Source organism: Algoriphagus sp. AGSA1, assembly GCF_021390545.1.
Lineage (GTDB): Bacteria > Bacteroidota > Bacteroidia > Cytophagales > Cyclobacteriaceae > Algoriphagus.
On the sequence record NZ_JAJUWR010000002.1, the window covers coordinates 226,781 to 242,351 of the forward strand.

12 protein-coding genes are annotated in these 15,571 nt (G+C 42.7%); 10 read left to right on the forward strand and 2 right to left on the reverse strand.

Annotated features, from left to right (window positions below; genetic code table 11):
- Window positions 1–117: 117 nt before the first annotated feature.
- The 10 genes from LZF95_RS02075 to LZF95_RS02120 all read left to right on the forward strand — a co-directional run bounded on the left by LZF95_RS02075 (window position 118) and on the right by LZF95_RS02120 (window position 13,261).
- Window positions 118–660 (forward strand): NAD(P)H-dependent oxidoreductase, encoded by a 543-nt coding sequence (locus tag LZF95_RS02075; protein WP_233753329.1) that lies wholly within the window; start codon window positions 118–120, stop codon window positions 658–660.
- 235 nt (window positions 661–895) lie between these two features.
- Window positions 896–1,930 (forward strand): alpha/beta fold hydrolase, encoded by a 1,035-nt coding sequence (locus tag LZF95_RS02080; RefSeq protein ID WP_233753330.1) that lies wholly within the window; start codon window positions 896–898, stop codon window positions 1,928–1,930.
- 301 nt (window positions 1,931–2,231) lie between these two features.
- Window positions 2,232–2,819 carry a TetR/AcrR family transcriptional regulator gene (locus tag LZF95_RS02085; RefSeq protein ID WP_233753331.1) on the forward strand — a complete coding sequence of 196 codons (588 nt, stop codon included), beginning with the start codon at window positions 2,232–2,234 and terminating at the stop codon, window positions 2,817–2,819.
- 242 nt (window positions 2,820–3,061) lie between these two features.
- On the forward strand, window positions 3,062–4,177 hold the full coding sequence (locus LZF95_RS02090; RefSeq protein ID WP_233753332.1) for an efflux RND transporter periplasmic adaptor subunit: 1,116 nt from the start codon (window positions 3,062–3,064) through the stop codon (window positions 4,175–4,177).
- A gap of 31 nt (window positions 4,178–4,208) precedes the next feature.
- On the forward strand, window positions 4,209–7,376 hold the full coding sequence (locus LZF95_RS02095) for an efflux RND transporter permease subunit (protein ID WP_233753333.1): 3,168 nt from the start codon (window positions 4,209–4,211) through the stop codon (window positions 7,374–7,376).
- A gap of 9 nt (window positions 7,377–7,385) precedes the next feature.
- Entirely contained in the window at window positions 7,386–8,792 is a 1,407-nt protein-coding gene (locus LZF95_RS02100) for an efflux transporter outer membrane subunit (protein ID WP_233753334.1), read from the forward strand.
- Window positions 8,793–9,221: 429 nt separating this feature from the next.
- Window positions 9,222–10,148 carry an SDR family oxidoreductase gene (locus LZF95_RS02105; protein WP_233753335.1) on the forward strand — a complete coding sequence of 309 codons (927 nt, stop codon included), beginning with the start codon at window positions 9,222–9,224 and terminating at the stop codon, window positions 10,146–10,148.
- Window positions 10,149–10,527: 379 nt separating this feature from the next.
- A complete protein-coding gene (locus LZF95_RS02110; protein WP_233753336.1) occupies window positions 10,528–11,436 on the forward strand; it encodes an AraC family transcriptional regulator in 909 nt (302 codons plus the stop codon).
- Between the two features lie 202 nt (window positions 11,437–11,638).
- Window positions 11,639–12,208, forward strand: a complete 570-nt coding sequence (locus LZF95_RS02115) for a Crp/Fnr family transcriptional regulator (protein ID WP_233753337.1) — start codon at window positions 11,639–11,641, stop codon at window positions 12,206–12,208.
- A gap of 81 nt (window positions 12,209–12,289) precedes the next feature.
- Window positions 12,290–13,261 (forward strand): aldo/keto reductase, encoded by a 972-nt coding sequence (locus tag LZF95_RS02120; protein WP_233753338.1) that lies wholly within the window; start codon window positions 12,290–12,292, stop codon window positions 13,259–13,261.
- Between the two features lie 195 nt (window positions 13,262–13,456).
- On the opposite strand, the gene LZF95_RS02125 is transcribed toward LZF95_RS02120, so the two are convergent.
- Both LZF95_RS02125 and LZF95_RS02130 read right to left on the reverse strand, forming a co-directional pair.
- Window positions 13,457–14,191, reverse strand: coding sequence for a LytTR family DNA-binding domain-containing protein (locus LZF95_RS02125; protein WP_233753339.1), 735 nt, complete (start codon window positions 14,189–14,191; stop codon window positions 13,457–13,459).
- The gene (locus LZF95_RS02130; RefSeq protein ID WP_233753340.1) at window positions 14,188–15,240 is read right to left on the reverse strand and encodes a sensor histidine kinase; all 1,053 of its coding nucleotides are present in this window, start codon (window positions 15,238–15,240) and stop codon (window positions 14,188–14,190) included. The genes LZF95_RS02125 and LZF95_RS02130 overlap by 4 nt, the downstream gene beginning before the upstream one ends.
- Window positions 15,241–15,571 lie beyond the last annotated feature (331 nt).

Consider the following 15,571-nt stretch of genomic DNA (forward strand, 5'->3'; position numbering starts at 1 on the left):
CCTTCCGGAGGGCAGGCAGGCTCGATTTCATAGGGTGTTTTTTCACGCCTATCCATTTGGATAGTTATTGTAAAAGTAAATTCCTAAAAATAGTTTTGCAACTATAATAATTATAGTATGACGTTGATCATTCTGGCACATCCGACTTTCGAAAAGTCCGTTGCCAACAAAACAATTATTGAAGAGTTGGAGAAAAGCAATGTGGAGATAGAAATACGGGATTTACACCAATTGTACCCTGACTTTAAAATTGATCCCAAGGTGGAACAGGAGTTTTTAGTAAGGCATGATACTGTGTTGTTCCAATATCCGTTTTATTGGTACAATATGCCGGCTATTTTGAAGCAGTGGTTTGATGTGGTATTTGAGCACCAATTTGCTTTCGGTTCAAAGGGGGACAAACTAAAAGGGAAAAACTTCCTGGCGAGTTTTACAGTGGGAGGAAAAGAAAAAGATTATACACTCTTGGAAAAGCACCACTTTAGGGTCTATGAATTTTGCAAGAATCTGGAGCAAACCTCTTACTTCGCCCAAATGAACTTCATTGACCCTATTTATTCCTTCAGAGCTTCAAAGGCTGATGGCTACACCGATGAAGAGATAACAAGATCCGCAAAAGCCCATGCGGATAGACTGATTCATCAGTTAATGGGAATGTGAATAGTTATAAATTGGGAAAATAGGCTTTTAAACCTGAAAGAGCTGAGTTATGACCATCATAGTATCAAATCCAAATTGTGGGAATTCACCAAAAATGGAATTCCTTATAGAGTTTAAGACTGCTTTAGCCATAGGAAAAAAAATAAAATCAATCACATCCCACAGGATTGTACTATGAGCGAATGTCTGTGATGGTTTATAATCCAAAATTCAGAGTACTTAAAAATAAAAGGTTATGAGAGAGCTGCCATTCATACTTATGCTGTCAATTTTCATTATTGCTTGCAGTGAGCAAACCGAGATTGGAACCCGTAACGCTCATCAAGATTACTTGATAAATAGCACGGACAGTGTTAAAATTTTTGTGAGGGAGTTTCAGGATCCCTTAAGTGACACCTTGTTCCCATATCCTCTTTTATTGGTTCATGGAGGTGGGCCAGGAGTCATTGCTTCATTTGATGTGGATGTTCCTAATGGTTCTTTTGCCAAGTTATTGGCCGCAAAAGGAATCAAAGTGTATATGATGAATATTAGAGGCTGGGAAGCATCCACATTGCCGGAATATGATGAAAATGACTCCATATTGGTAATAGGCAACCATAAAGAAGCTTACGATGATATCAAAAGTGTGGTGGATTTTATCAAAGAGAAAGATCACGTGGATAAGATTTCTCTTTTTGGATGGGCTACAGGCGGGCATTGGGCAGGATATTTTGCCTCAAGGAATTCCGCTGATTTAGCACACTTTATCTCCTTGAATTCACTGTATGGTACCGATGCGCCCTGGGAATTAAAACAGTTTTTTTGGCAAGAAGAAGATACGACGAAGTTCAAAAAGGGTGGATTGTTCAGGACTTCGGATAGACAGGGTCTGGTGAGTAAATGGATGGAGACCATTCCTGTTTCAGATAAAAATGAATGGAGAGATTCTTTGGTCATGGAAGGCTATAGGAATACAGCGGTAAGTTTTGGAAAGGATACCACCAAGATGACAGTTCCAGGCGGCTACCGAGAGGAGAGTTTTTATATGTCCCAAGGCCGGAAATACTGGACAGCTAGGGACATTTACGCTCCATCATTAATAATCAGAACTGAACTTGACTTTTGGTCACGTCCTGAAGATTTGAAGGCGTTTGATGAGGACTTGCCCCCAACTATAGAAAGACGGATCATTGAAATACCAGGAACCCACTATGTATTTCTTGATAGATTGGAAAAAGGTAAGGGTGAGCTTGTCGATGAGATGGTAGAGTTTCTTGAAAAGGAGTAGGACTGCTGTAAAATTGATTACTTTTTACAGCAGTTTTGGCCATTGAGTAAGCTAGAATACTTAGGGCTTGCTGAAAAAGTCTCAGGCATGCCAGGCCTGCCTACCGGACGGGCAGGTTCAAGACGGAAGAATGAAGATGTATGCTTGTACTTCGAATGGGGACAACCTAGAAGATGGCATGCCTACTTATTCAGGTCTTCAGATTCTTTCACCAACATTATCCAAAGAATAATTAAAAAAAAATAAAGGTTAAGGAACTAAAACGTCTTAACGCTGTTAAGTAGTTTAATTCAATAAAGTGATGGGAAGTAAGGAACGCATAGCTAGATTAAAAGAAGAGACCAGAAGCAATATTCTTAAGGCAGCATTTGAGATTGTCAAAGAAGATGGGTGGAATGGTCTGAGCATGCGCAAGATTGCCGACAGGATTGAATATACAGCCCCTATTATCTATGAATATTTCACAAATAAAGAGGCTATTTTAAATGAGTTGACCAGTATCGGGTTTAAGGATTTGGATGAAGTGTTGAAGCAGGCCCAAGATGCGCATGGTACTCCCGAAGCACAGCTTGAGGCCATGTGGATGGCTTTTTGGGAATTTGGTCTTCGAAACAGAGAGATCTATCAGGTGATGTTTGGTGTGGAAATGACCTGTTGCATTGGGATGGTGCCAGAGGCGCAGTTGCCTTCTAAGCGATTTTGTCCGGTAATCACCAAGTTGCTTTCTGAGAGACATAGAGACTCCGGCATTTGTCAACAGAAATATTTCAGCTTCTTTTCCGTGATCCATGGATTACTGTCAATCAATTTGGTAGGAAAAGGACTTACGCAAGAAATGAACAAACAGATACTAAAAGATGCCATTATAGGAATTATTAAAACCATTTAAAAAATTTTTATCCATTTTCTAACGGTGTTAATTTTCCTAATACCGATAGAATACAGAAGTAATCACTTTTATTCCCTTATCCATTAGAAACCCAAAACGTAACTCTTATACGAATTTCATACGCCTTATCAGCTATTTACTTAACAGTGTTAAATATATTAATAATGTTTTATATGTTCTCCAATATTTTCCATCTACCCGTCTATTTGTCTAATGATCAACTTACTAAATCAACTATTTTAATGAAAAATTTATTCTTAAGCCTTGGGGTTGTTCTAGCATTATACGCTTGCAGTCCTGCTCACTCCACTGACCAAGCTGCCACTAGCCCCCCGGAATTACCGGTATTTTCCATTCAAAAGTCGTCAGCGGAGACCTCCTTGGAATATCCAGCCACCATTGAAGGCAGCGTTGATATAGAACTGCGCCCTCAGATAAGCGGAACACTGGAGCGGATATTAGTGGATGAAGGAGAATACGTATCGAAGGGGAAAACCATCTTTGAGATCAACGACCTCCCTTTCCGGGAAGCTCTTAATCATGCTTTGGCCAATCAACATGCCGCAGAGGCCGCTTTAGTTCACAGTGAGCTGGAAGTGGCTAAATATACACCTCTGGTAGAGAAAAAAGTAGTTTCGGATTTTCAATTGAAAACACTGGAAGCCAGCCGGCAAATGGCACTCTCCAGCCTGGAACAGGCAAAGGCCCAGGTAGAGTCTGCCAGAATCAATTTGAGTTACACTAAAATTCAAGCTCCTGTAAGTGGCTACATCGGTAGATTGCCTAAGAAACAGGGATCAATCGTCGGTCCGACAGACCAAAGCCCACTCACTACCCTGTCCGATGTTCATGAAGTCCATGTCTATTTTGCTCTTGGAGAGACAGATTTTATCCGGTTCACGGATCAATATGAAGGAGAGACTTTGTCGGAAAAAATCGAAAACCTTCCACCGGTCACTTTAATACTCGCAGACCATAGCAAGTATTCGGACGTGGGACAAGTGGATGTGGTGGATGGACAGTTTAATAAAAACACGGGCACGATCACCTTCAGAGCAACTTTTCCAAATAAAAGAGGTTTACTCCGATCAGGAAATACCGGCAGAATCTTGCTCACCCATCCGCATGCCGAGGCTATATTGGTTCCTCAGCAATCGACTTTTGAAATCCAGGATAAAATCTTTGTGGTCACTGTGGACGATCAAAATCATGTAGTTAGGAAACCAATACAGGTCAGCGGGATCACCGGAGATAATTACTTGGTGTCCAGTGGGCTGAAGCCAGGGGATAGAATCGTTTACAAGGGGTTTGAGACGCTTCAAGATGGTGTGCCCATCACTCCGGAAATCCAAAAATAAATCCCGCCAATCCTTAAATCAAATTAAACAGATGTTTCAAAAATTTATAGACAGGCCGGTTTTGGCTTCTGTCATATCTATCCTATTGGTTATTCTGGGGGTGCTTGGGGTTTTCAAATTACCTCTTCAGCAGTTCCCGGATATTGCCCCGCCTGCAGTACAGGTCGTAGCCCTGTATCCAGGTGCCAATGCGGAGACGTTGTTGAGATCGGTAGCCCCTTCTCTTGAGGAATCCATCAATGGCGTAGAAGGCATGAGCCATATAACTTCAACAGCTAGCAATGACGGCTCCTTGGTCATCAAAGTATATTTCGAGCTTGGGACTGACCCGGATCAGGCGGCAGTAAATGTCCAGAACCGTGTATCCCAGGCCACAAGCCAATTGCCAGCCGAAGTGGTGCAGGCAGGAATCACCACATTCAAGCAACAGAACAGTTTGTTGATGGTGGTTTCTATGTTTTCAACAAATCCGGAAACCTATGATCAGACATTTCTGGCCAATTACGCCCAGATCAATATTATTCCCGAGATCAAACGGATCAAGGGGGTAGGGCAATCCATGATTTTTGGGGGGAATAAAGATTACTCGATGAGAGTTTGGCTGGATCCCAGCCAGATGGCGGCCTATAACCTTACTCCGGCAGAAGTCACTGCGGCCATACAGGACAAAAGTCTGGAAGCTGCCCCAGGGAAACTTGGTGAAAGTAGCGATGTGGCATTTGAGTATGTGGTAAAGTATAAAGGAAAACTCAACAAGCCTGAAGATTATGAAAACCTGGTAGTCAGAGCCAATCCCGACGGTACGGTTCTGAGGTTAAAGGATGTGGCTAGAATAGAATTTGGGGCTTATTCCTATACAAATTTCACCAGGGTTGATGAAAAGCAGGGGGTCAATATCGCAGCGTTTCAGATTGCAGGATCCAACTCCAGCGAAATTCAGATTGCTATAAGTGAGTTGATGAAGAAGGCCGAGAAAGATTTTCCTGAGGGTGTAGGCTATCTCATTCTTTACAATACGAAAGATTCACTGGACCAGTCCATATCCCAAGTGGTCACTACGTTAATTGAGGCGTTTGTGCTGGTCTTTCTGGTGGTCTTTTTATTCCTCCAGGATTTTCGTTCTACGCTTATCCCAGCTATTGCAGTGCCGGTGGCGATTCTTGGCACATTTTTCTTCATGTTGCTTTTTGGTTTCTCGATCAACCTGCTCACGCTGTTTGCGCTGGTTCTGGCGATTGGGATAGTAGTGGATGATGCCATTGTGGTAGTAGAGGCGGTCCATTCCAAGATGGAACTTGAGCACCTTTCACCCAAAGCGGCCACTAGGAGCGCCATGGGCGAGATTACAGGGGCGATCATTTCCATCACCTTGGTCATGGCATCGGTCTTTCTTCCGGTTGGTTTTATGGAAGGTTCCACGGGTGTATTCTATCAGCAATTTGCCTTTACCCTTGCTATCGCCATTATCATTTCAGCGGTGAATGCACTGACACTGAGCCCGGCTTTGGCGGCATTGTTTCTGAAAGACAAGCATCACGGTACTCCTGGTCGTAAAAAATTAACCTATAGAGAGAAATTCTTCGTAGGGTTCAATTCAGGTTTCGAGAAGCTCACCAATAATTATGTAGGTGGGATCCGCTTGCTGATCCGGCACAAATGGGTGGGCGTAACAGCATTGACACTGGTGGCAGTGGCCACAGTGGTAATGATCAGGATCACCCCTTCTGGTTTTATTCCATCAGAAGACCAAGGATTTATAGCGGTATCTCTTGATATGCCCGCAGGTGCGTCCTTGGAGCGTACCACTGAAGTGATGAAAGAAGCAGAGGATGTCCTTAGGGATATGGACTTTCACGCATCGCTCAATGTGATGTCCGGCTTCAATATTCTCACAGAATCCGCAAGTCCATCTGCCGGAGTCATATTTATCCTGCTCAAGCCGGTAGAGGAGCGGGGAGAGATCAGTGAGATCAATGACATCATGGCGGAGGTAAACCAGAAATTCTCCCAAATAAAAGGAGCAAATTTCTTTGTGTTTACATTCCCTACGGTACCTGGATTCAGTAATGTGGATGGGCTTGAGATTGTACTTCAGGATAAATCCGGAGGTTCCTTGCAAAAGTTCAGCGAAGTAAACTCCGCTTTCATAGGCAAGCTTATGGAGCGGGAAGAAGTCGGATTTGCTTTTTCTTCATTCAAATCTGATTATCCTCAATACACGATCGAGGTGGATGAGGTGAAGGCCGCCCAGTTGCAGGTAAGCGTACGGGAGGTGCTGCAGACCCTTCAGGCATACTATGGAAGTATGCAGGCGTCGGATTTCAACCGATTTGGGAAATACTATCGTGTGATGATCCAAGCCGAAAAATCAGATAGGGTCGATGAATTCTCACTTGCCGGGATCTTTGTGAAAAACAGTCAAGGCGAGAAGGTGCCGGTGAATACCCTGGCTAAACTTGAGCGGGTGTATGGACCGGAAACAGTCTCCAGGTACAATCTCTTCAATTCTATTGGTATTAATGCCGTTGCCGCACCGGGCTTCAGTTCGGGGGATGCACTCTTGGCAGTCCAGGAAGTGGCGGCCCATGAGTTGCCCAACGGTTATTCCATGGAATTTACAGGAATGACCAAGGAAGAGATTGGTTCCGGAGGCCAATCCTTGATCATTTTTCTCCTTTCACTTCTATTCATTTACTTCTTGCTTTCTGCCCAATACGAAAGTTATATCCTTCCCTTGGCCGTTATACTCTCTATTCCTACGGGCGTTTTAGGAGTATTCCTGGCCATAGGAGTTACAGGTATTGAAAACAATATTTATGTCCAGGTGGCACTTGTCATGTTGATTGGCCTCTTGGCCAAAAACGCTATCCTGATTGTAGAATTTGGGGTGCAACGAAGAAGAGCAGGGAGAACCTTGTTTGATGCGGCTATCGAAGGGGCGAGACTCCGGCTTCGTCCTATTTTGATGACATCCTTGGCCTTTATAGTCGGTCTTGTCCCGATGATGTTTGCAAAAGGCCCATCTGCACTGGGTAATCATTCGATCAGTATCGCGGCAGCAGGAGGGATGATTTCAGGAGTGATCCTAGGGCTTATGATCATTCCGCTTTTGTTTGTCGTTTTCCAGCATTTGCATGAACGTATCACCAAACCAGCAGGGTCACATGCAGAAGAACCAAAAGTACTTGTAACACACTAACCTCATAAAATGAAATCTTTCAATTATAAAATAATACCCCTTCTCCTGATTGGGTGGCTGGCTTCGTGCAAGGCATCTGAAGATATAGGTGTGCCAGATGATGTTTTCCCGGAAATATATAGAGGGAGCCAAGCATCGCATGTCTCTAATGATTCCACTATCCTATGGAATGAGTTCTTTAAAGACCCTAGCTTGGTTTCTTTGATAGAGCGCGGCTTGGAGAGAAACAATAATCTGCTGATTGCCAGAAAGAATATAGAAGCGGCCAAGTTGAATTTTAAAAGGGCAAAACAGGGAAATATGCCTGAATTCGATCTTTTGGTTACGGCCACTTCCTCCCGGTTTTCTGACAATTCCCTAAATGGGATCAGCACAGATTTATTTTTGGAAAGGAAAAGTCTTGAAGATTACCAGCTTCAGGGAATGCTGAGTTGGGAGGCTGATATCTGGGGGAAAATACGTAGGCAAACCCAAACTGCACTTGCTGAATACCTGCAGACAGGAGAGGCCTCCAAGGCACTGCAGACGGGGATTGTGGCTTCTATAAGCAAAAGCTACTATAATCTACTCAAACTTGATGCGCAGCTGGAAGTGGCAAAGCAAAATCTGCAACTTAGTATGCGGACCAAGGAGATCATTGATTTGCAGTTTGCATCAGCCTTGGTGACCACGTTGGCAAAAGACCAAGCTACTGCGCAAATGAAAAATGCCGAACAGTTGATCCCCTATCTGGAAGGGGAGATAGCGGTAGAGGAAAATTTGTTAAGTACATTGACTGGCGTAGCTCCTCGTTCAATAGAGCGGGGCGGGTTTCAGGAAAATTTGCCGGATGTGATCAAGACAGGCATTCCTGCGGATCTGCTGGGGGCGCGTCCGGATGTAAAAGCAGCAGAACTCGGCATCCAAGCCGCCAATGGGAGAGTGGGGGTTGCCAAAGCAATGATGTATCCTTCGCTTAGAATCACTGCCTCTACGGGGCTCAGTGCTTTTGAAGCTGTAAATTGGTTTAACTTTCCGGGATCGGTATTTGGTGTGGTGGGCGGTAGCCTGGCGCAACCTGTCTTAAACCGCAGAAGGCTAAAAACTTCCTTACAAACAGAACAGATCCAGAGGGAGCAACAAGTTTACACTTTCCAGGAAACCGTCCTTACTGCAGTCAAGGAAGTATCAGATGCGCTGGTTAGAATAGAAAAAACCACACAGCGACAGAATATTGCTTTTTCCCGTGTGGAGGCTCTTGAGCACGCGGTGGAAAATGCGGACCTGTTGTTTGAAAACGGCGTTGCAAATTACCTGGAAGTAATAACCGCGCAGGGCATACTGCTTCAAAGCCAGTTAGATCTTGTTGAAATCAAAAGGGACAAGTTTTACGCTTCCATTGATCTTTATAGGGCTCTGGGCGGAGGCTGGCAATAATTTTAAAGTATGAAATTAGGATGGAATACCACAGAGGTGTATTTCATCCTTTTTTTATAAGCCATTATATACATGGTTGTTTGTCTTGCAATATTTTGATGATATAAAAAATTGGACTGGTTAAACCCGAAATATGCATTGGCAATTGTCAAGGTTCTGGATGATTGACCAATTGATAAGCTGACAGATAACCCAAAATAGCCTGAGGGAGCTGAGGGACTACAAACATCATTTGATAGAGGCGGCCTGTAAGGCACAGAAGGCAGTGGGTTATATTCTCGATGAATGCCCCTTTTAGAAAGGGGAGCGGTCTCTTCTTTTGTCCATTCATAAAGCTAGTCAAGCCTCTTTTGCCTACAACATCAAGCGTTTTGGCTAATTCTGTTAGTTGAGGTTGCTGCAATTTTGCATCAACAAAAAAACAGAAAAATGCAAAACGAAACAAAAAACTGGACAGCAAACAACATTCCCCAAAGACATGAGGGCTTAGCTGTCATCACCGGTAGTACAGAAGGGGTAGGCTATGAAGATGCGTTGGCTTTATCCTCAGCAGGATGGAATGTGGTCATGATGGGGCGAAACGCCCAAAAAGGAGCAGGGGCAATTGCTAAAATCCATCAAATAAACCCGAAGGCAAAAATCAGATTTGAGCAGATCGACCTTGCGGATCTTTCTTCGGTCAAAGCCTTTGGATTGAGAATGACCAAGAAAGGGCAGGCTATCAATCTTTTGATAAACAACGCAGGCGTGATGACCCCTCCCAAAAGACTCGAAACCGCTGATGGATTTGAGTTGCAGTTTGGCACCAACCATCTTGGGCATTTTGCTTTGACAGCCCACCTTCTTCCATTATTACGTAAAGCCACGGATGCCCGTGTTGTGACTGTCTCAAGCATTGCAAACCGTGCAGGTCAGATCAATTTTGATGACCTACAGTCACAAGCCTCCTATGTCCCGTCTAAAGCATACGGTCAGGCAAAACTCGCGAATTTGATGTTTGCTTTAGAACTTCAGCGTCAATCTGTAAAGCACGGTTGGGGTATTACCAGCATAGCGGCACATCCAGGTGTTTCAAGGACCAATCTGCTCATTACCGGTGCCGGTCGATGGAGTGTCTCCGGAATGATGAGAACATTTTTTCCGTTTTTGTTCCAGCCATCGGCTCAAGGCGCATTGCCGACCTTGTTTGCGGCCACTTCCCCAGATGCTAAAGGAGGGGCATATTATGGGCCTAACAAACTGAGTGAAACCCGGGGATTTCCTTCCATCGCAAAAATACCAACACAAGCCGCCGATAGGGATGTATCTCTGAAATTATGGGAAATATCGAAGAAGTTGACAAAAGTTGAGTTTTAGGATCTCCTGGATCCATCACTGACCAAAAGTATCAAGACATTCTCAAAGTGCTATTCTCAACTATAACTAAAAAACGATTTAAATGAGCACTCAATTAACAAATAAAGATAAACTCCCACTGGGTTGAATACTATTGTCGAACGCACTGCCTCCGGTAGGTTTTTATCTGTATTTCAGATTTAGAAAAGTATTTTCAATAAAAGCCAGAACGGCTTTATTTTACGCCAGGATAGGCATACCCATTGGTATGATTGACGGTTATTTCTTACAGACGTATGTTTTGAATTAAAATGGCATTGATGGAAATACCGTTTCTTGCCATACCGTTGATATCGATTGGGGTTAAATATCCGTTTAAAAATTAAATCCACTTGAGAAAATGGGAAATTCAAAACCATTTAGAATAAAGTCAATAACGGAAATTCACCGTTTAATGGGTCTTCCAAAGCCCCAGCACCCACTTATTGGCTTTATAGATTTGTCAGGATTGCGAGACAAGTCAGATATAACTTCTGTGCTGTTTGACTTGTATGTTATTTCCCTAAAGAGAGGTTGTGACAAACTCATTTACGGGCAGCAGAAATACGATTTTGATGAGGGGTTAATGGCTTTTTTAGCACCGGGACAAATTTTACGCGGTGAAGAAAATGGCGTACCTGCCAAGCTTGAAGGCTGGATGCTGTTCGTCCACCCCGACTTTTTGTGGGGAACATCACTGGCCAACAAAATAAAGAAATACGAGTACTTTGACTATTCCGTAAGCGAAGCGCTGTTTCTTTCTGACAAAGAAGAAACGCTCATCAACGACATTGTGGAAAACATCAAAAATGAATATCATGCGAACATTGATAAATTCAGTCAGAACATTATGATTTCGCATCTTGAAACATTACTGAACTATGCGGAACGTTTTTACCAACGCCAATTCATTACCCGAAAGATAAGCAATCATCAAATTCTTGACCGATTGGAGACACTTCTTTCTGATTACTTTAACAATGATGATTTGATAAGTAAAGGTTTGCCAACTGTTCAATACATCTCTGAGAATTTAAACGTTTCGCCAACCTACCTACGTAGTTTGCTCAAGACGCTGACGGGGCAAAGTACTCAACAACACATTCACAACAAGTTGATTGAGAGGGCTAAAGAAAAATTATCAACTACAGATTTGTCGGTAAGCGAAATCGCCTATGAATTGGGCTTTGAACACCCGCAATCGTTTAGCAAACTTTTTAAGGCGAAGACGGAGATTTCACCTTTGGAATTTAGAAGGTCATTTAACTGAGAAGTAATATCATTGAAGTAGTAGGTGAATGTTTGGTATTCAGTTGGTCTGATATGGATCCGCTTTTGGGGAACTGTTTGATGGTGTCTGTGACAGGCCATTACATTTTATTTATCCCTTCGGGAATGTTTTGTAGATCCAACTCCGATAAATTTTGCCAAATGGCAAATGATGACATAGCGATGACTTTTAATTTTGCAAAATGGACGAATTTATTGACTACCTATTACAGTTTGGTAACCTGAACCAGCAACAAAAAGATTTGATTTTAAGAAAAGCTCAAGTCATCGAACTTCAAAAAGACGACTATTTCTGGGAAGCAGGCAAAAAGATCAACTATGTTGGATTTACGACAAAAGGGATTTTGAGGGTTTACTATTACAATAATCAGGGTGAAGAAATAACCCGTTACTTTATTGAGGAACATCTTTTGATCCTTTACGGACAGGATAGTGATTCAATCTATGTTCCTTCAGAATATTTGCAAGCCCTGGAAAGATCCGAATTGGTGACTTTCTCAAAACAACACTGGAAAGAAATCTCAGATACAATCATAGGTTGGGATAACATAATCCAGAAGATTGTTGCCAAACAACATAGGGAAAAATTGGATAGAAGAAGCCAGCTGGTTTCACAGGATGCTACCACCCGTTATCTTGAGTTTATGGAGAAATTTCCAGACTTGGTGAACCGTGTTCCCTTATCCCATATCGCCTCCTACCTGGGTATTACGCAATCTTCTTTGAGCAGAATAAGGAAAAACATTGGCTAAAATTTGCTTTTTGCCATTTGGCAAATGATTCCATTTTTTGATGATCAACCTTTGTTTTATCAATCATTTAAACAAGCAGAAATGGAATCAAGAAAATTAGGAACGAGAGGATTAGAGGTGTCATCATTGGGGTTTGGCTGTATGGGATTGAGTTTTCCCGGTGCCCCTGAAAAAAGCGAATCCATAAAAGTGATTCGGACAGCCTTTGAAAATGGTATTACTTTTTTCGATACGGCACAACGCTACGGAGACAATGAACTTCTGGTGGGAGAAGCACTTGCTCCCTTGGGGGATAAAGTGAAAATAGCTACCAAATTTGGGTTCAAAGGAGGTGCCTTAGAGTTTAAAATTGACAGCAGTCCAGAAAATATAAGAGCCTCTGCGGAAGCATCTTTGAGACGATTGAAAACAGATTGTATTGATTTGTTTTACCAACATAGGATGGATCCCAATGTGCCTATGGAAGATGTGGCAGGCACCGTAAAAGATTTGATTCAGGAAGGGAAAGTGAAATATTTCGGGCTTTCTGAGCCGGATACGACTTCTATTCGCAGGGCTCATGAGGAATTACCCGTCACAGCGGTACAGAGTGAATATTCCATGTTTTACCGTGCGCCTGAACAAGACATCATTGGCACACTGGAAGAGTTAGGCATCGGCTTAGTGCCTTTTAGTCCATTGGGCAAAGGCTTTTTAACAGGAGCAATAACGGCTGAGACTAAATTTGATGAAAAAGATCCCAGAAATATGTCCCCCCGCTTTGACGAGGAAAACAGAAAAGCGAATCAGGCCTTGGTTGATCTAGTAGTGTTAGTAGCCAAGGAGAAAGCCGTTTCCCCGGCCCAAATTGCCTTGGCGTGGCTATTGGCCCAGAAACCATTCATAGTCCCTATTCCCGGAACTTCCAAAGCTCATCGGATACAAGAGAATATTGCCGGGGCAAGAATATCTTTCTCAAATGATGAACTCAATGCGATCAATAGGGCATTGGAGAAAATCAATATTGTGGGAGACCGCTATCCAAAAGCGGTTCAAAGCAAAATCGGGAAATAGAAGCACGATGAAATAACCTGAAATCAATGGTTGTGATACACAAACGGTTTGGGTGAAAACTCAAACCGTTTTTTTGGGTACCCTAGCTTCCGAAAATATTCCGTGGACGATTCGTTATCATGATTTTTTCTTTCAACTGTCAGGAAATCAGTCGTTTGATTTTTTGTCTTCCGGTCTTGAAACTGGAAATTAAACCTAAAATTGCCCTCTGCCAATCATCTTCTTTATCACAAATTCCTCAAAAAAGTAATTGCGGTAAACATCGCCGATTGGTATTTCATTTTCTTGAATGAATACAGTGTTGTTATCAAACGAGTCAATGTGCCGTACATTGATGATGTAGGATTTACTTGTCCTGACAAAGAGCGTAGAGGGGAGTTGGTCGTGGATGGTTTTTATGTTCATCGCGGTGATAATCTTTTTTTCCCCAGTGTGTAGCACCACATAATCTTTAAGCCCTTGAATAAAGAAAATATCCTTGAAATAGATTTTAAAGGTTCTTCGATCTGCCCTCACAAAAAAGTAGTCAGCTGCAATACGTTCGATATTGCTGCCGAACTGATCTGCTGCAAGTAATTTGAAATGAGAGATTGCCTTTTCTACCGCTTTCTTAAACCTGTCAAACCGCACGGGTTTGATCAAATAATCGAGTGCGTCCACCTCATAACTGTCAAGAGCAAATTCACTGAAGGCTGTGGTGAAGATAACCAGTGAGTTGCTGGGAATGGTTTTGGCAAAATCAATCCCATTGGTGCCGGGCATTTGAATATCCAGAAAGATAAGATCCACAGAATTATCCGCTAAATAGGCAGCGGCGGCGTTGGCACTGCTGAAACTGCCAAGCAAATGGAGATCTTTAACTTTACTCACTAAGGATTGGATAGCTTCTCTGGCTAGAGGTTCGTCATCCACAATCATGCAGGTCATCATAGGCTGATGGTTAATGATACACCATAGGTGTCGGTAGTATCGTCTATTTGTAGAATATGTTTCCCGGGGTAGATCAGTTCGAGTCTTCGCTTTACATTTGCCAATCCTAGCCCCCCTTTCTCTTTTCGTGCTGTTGGGATCCCCGGCTTGGAATTGATGCAGTTGAATTTCAATTCTTCATTGCTTACATCAAAATACAACTGCACAAACGATTTTTTCTCTAAGTCCATATTGTGTTTGATGGCATTTTCTACAAATGTGACCAGGAGTAAGGGGGCGATTTGAACTCCGCTCAGTTCCCCTTGTTTCGAGATCAGGTATTCAAAATTGTCCCTTCTTATTTGTTCCAGACTTAATAGATCCTCCAAAAAATGAATGTCGGCGGTCAGCAGTACACGGGATCTTGCACTGTCATAGAGCTGATATCGGAGTAGGTCACTCAGCTTCATGAGTACCTGCGAGGCTTTTATTGGATCTTTTTGGGTGAGTACGTTCGCATTGTTGAGCATGTTGAAGAGAAAGTGCGGGTTGATCTGGTTTTTAAGCTGCTCCATTTCTGATCTCAGCGTCGTTTTTTCCAACTCGTTTATCCGGTGGCTATCGAGAATAGAGCGTTGAAACAGTTTAATTGCCGTGGAAGCCATCGTAAGTACCAGGACTACAAATGAAACAGAAAGCATTCCGGCAGCTTCTCTATAGGCATCAGCCCTTCTATAGGAAGCCAAAATTTCCCAGCTGATAAAGTAGATGACAGAGATAATGGCAATGGTGGAAATTAGCGATAATGCATAGGCGAAATAGCGGTTGGTGAAGAAAAATCGGGGGACATACCAATACATGTTCAGATAAAACAACAAAACAAAAACCAACACAAGCCCACTACTGATAATGGACTGAACCGGTTCAATAAATTGCGGTTGGCTATTGAATAAAACTAAGGTGATGAATATGATCAATGAAATATGGCGCGCCAACCTGTAGTCGGAAGAAACAAAAAATTTATATACCCAATCTTTTTCCATCACTGAACTTTTTTCTGAATTTCTCATAATATCTATCGCAGAGTAGTAGGTACAGGGAAATAGCTTTTAACCCAAAACCCTTATAGATCCTGCAAACTATAGGTCAAAAACCGACAAAATCAGTATGCTTGCTTTCAAGAGGATCAACCCTTGCAAGGGCTCTTCCGGCAAGGTCTATTATAGACGATGTTTCCTGACAGTAGGTAAAACTAAAACAGATTTTGGGACAAACCCTCTTTTTTATACCAAAGCCTCTGCCTATTAGATGAAACCCGATAAAACGGTTACTTGCAGAGCTCGTTTATGATTGGTTTTTGGACTGGGCAGATTTTGATCTCCGGTATTGATATTCTTTTTA

Coding starts and splice junctions, on each gene's coding strand:
- LZF95_RS02075 (WP_233753329.1), top strand. CDS start 118: ATGACGTTGATCATTCTGGCACATCCGACTTTCGAAAAGTCCGTTGCC.
- LZF95_RS02080 (WP_233753330.1), top strand. CDS start 896: ATGAGAGAGCTGCCATTCATACTTATGCTGTCAATTTTCATTATTGCT.
- LZF95_RS02085 (WP_233753331.1), top strand. CDS start 2,232: ATGGGAAGTAAGGAACGCATAGCTAGATTAAAAGAAGAGACCAGAAGC.
- LZF95_RS02090 (WP_233753332.1), top strand. CDS start 3,062: ATGAAAAATTTATTCTTAAGCCTTGGGGTTGTTCTAGCATTATACGCT.
- LZF95_RS02095 (WP_233753333.1), top strand. CDS start 4,209: ATGTTTCAAAAATTTATAGACAGGCCGGTTTTGGCTTCTGTCATATCT.
- LZF95_RS02100 (WP_233753334.1), top strand. CDS start 7,386: ATGAAATCTTTCAATTATAAAATAATACCCCTTCTCCTGATTGGGTGG.
- LZF95_RS02105 (WP_233753335.1), top strand. CDS start 9,222: ATGCAAAACGAAACAAAAAACTGGACAGCAAACAACATTCCCCAAAGA.
- LZF95_RS02110 (WP_233753336.1), top strand. CDS start 10,528: ATGGGAAATTCAAAACCATTTAGAATAAAGTCAATAACGGAAATTCAC.
- LZF95_RS02115 (WP_233753337.1), top strand. CDS start 11,639: ATGGACGAATTTATTGACTACCTATTACAGTTTGGTAACCTGAACCAG.
- LZF95_RS02120 (WP_233753338.1), top strand. CDS start 12,290: ATGGAATCAAGAAAATTAGGAACGAGAGGATTAGAGGTGTCATCATTG.
- LZF95_RS02125 (WP_233753339.1), bottom strand. CDS start 14,191: ATGATGACCTGCATGATTGTGGATGACGAACCTCTAGCCAGAGAAGCT.
- LZF95_RS02130 (WP_233753340.1), bottom strand. CDS start 15,240: ATGAGAAATTCAGAAAAAAGTTCAGTGATGGAAAAAGATTGGGTATAT.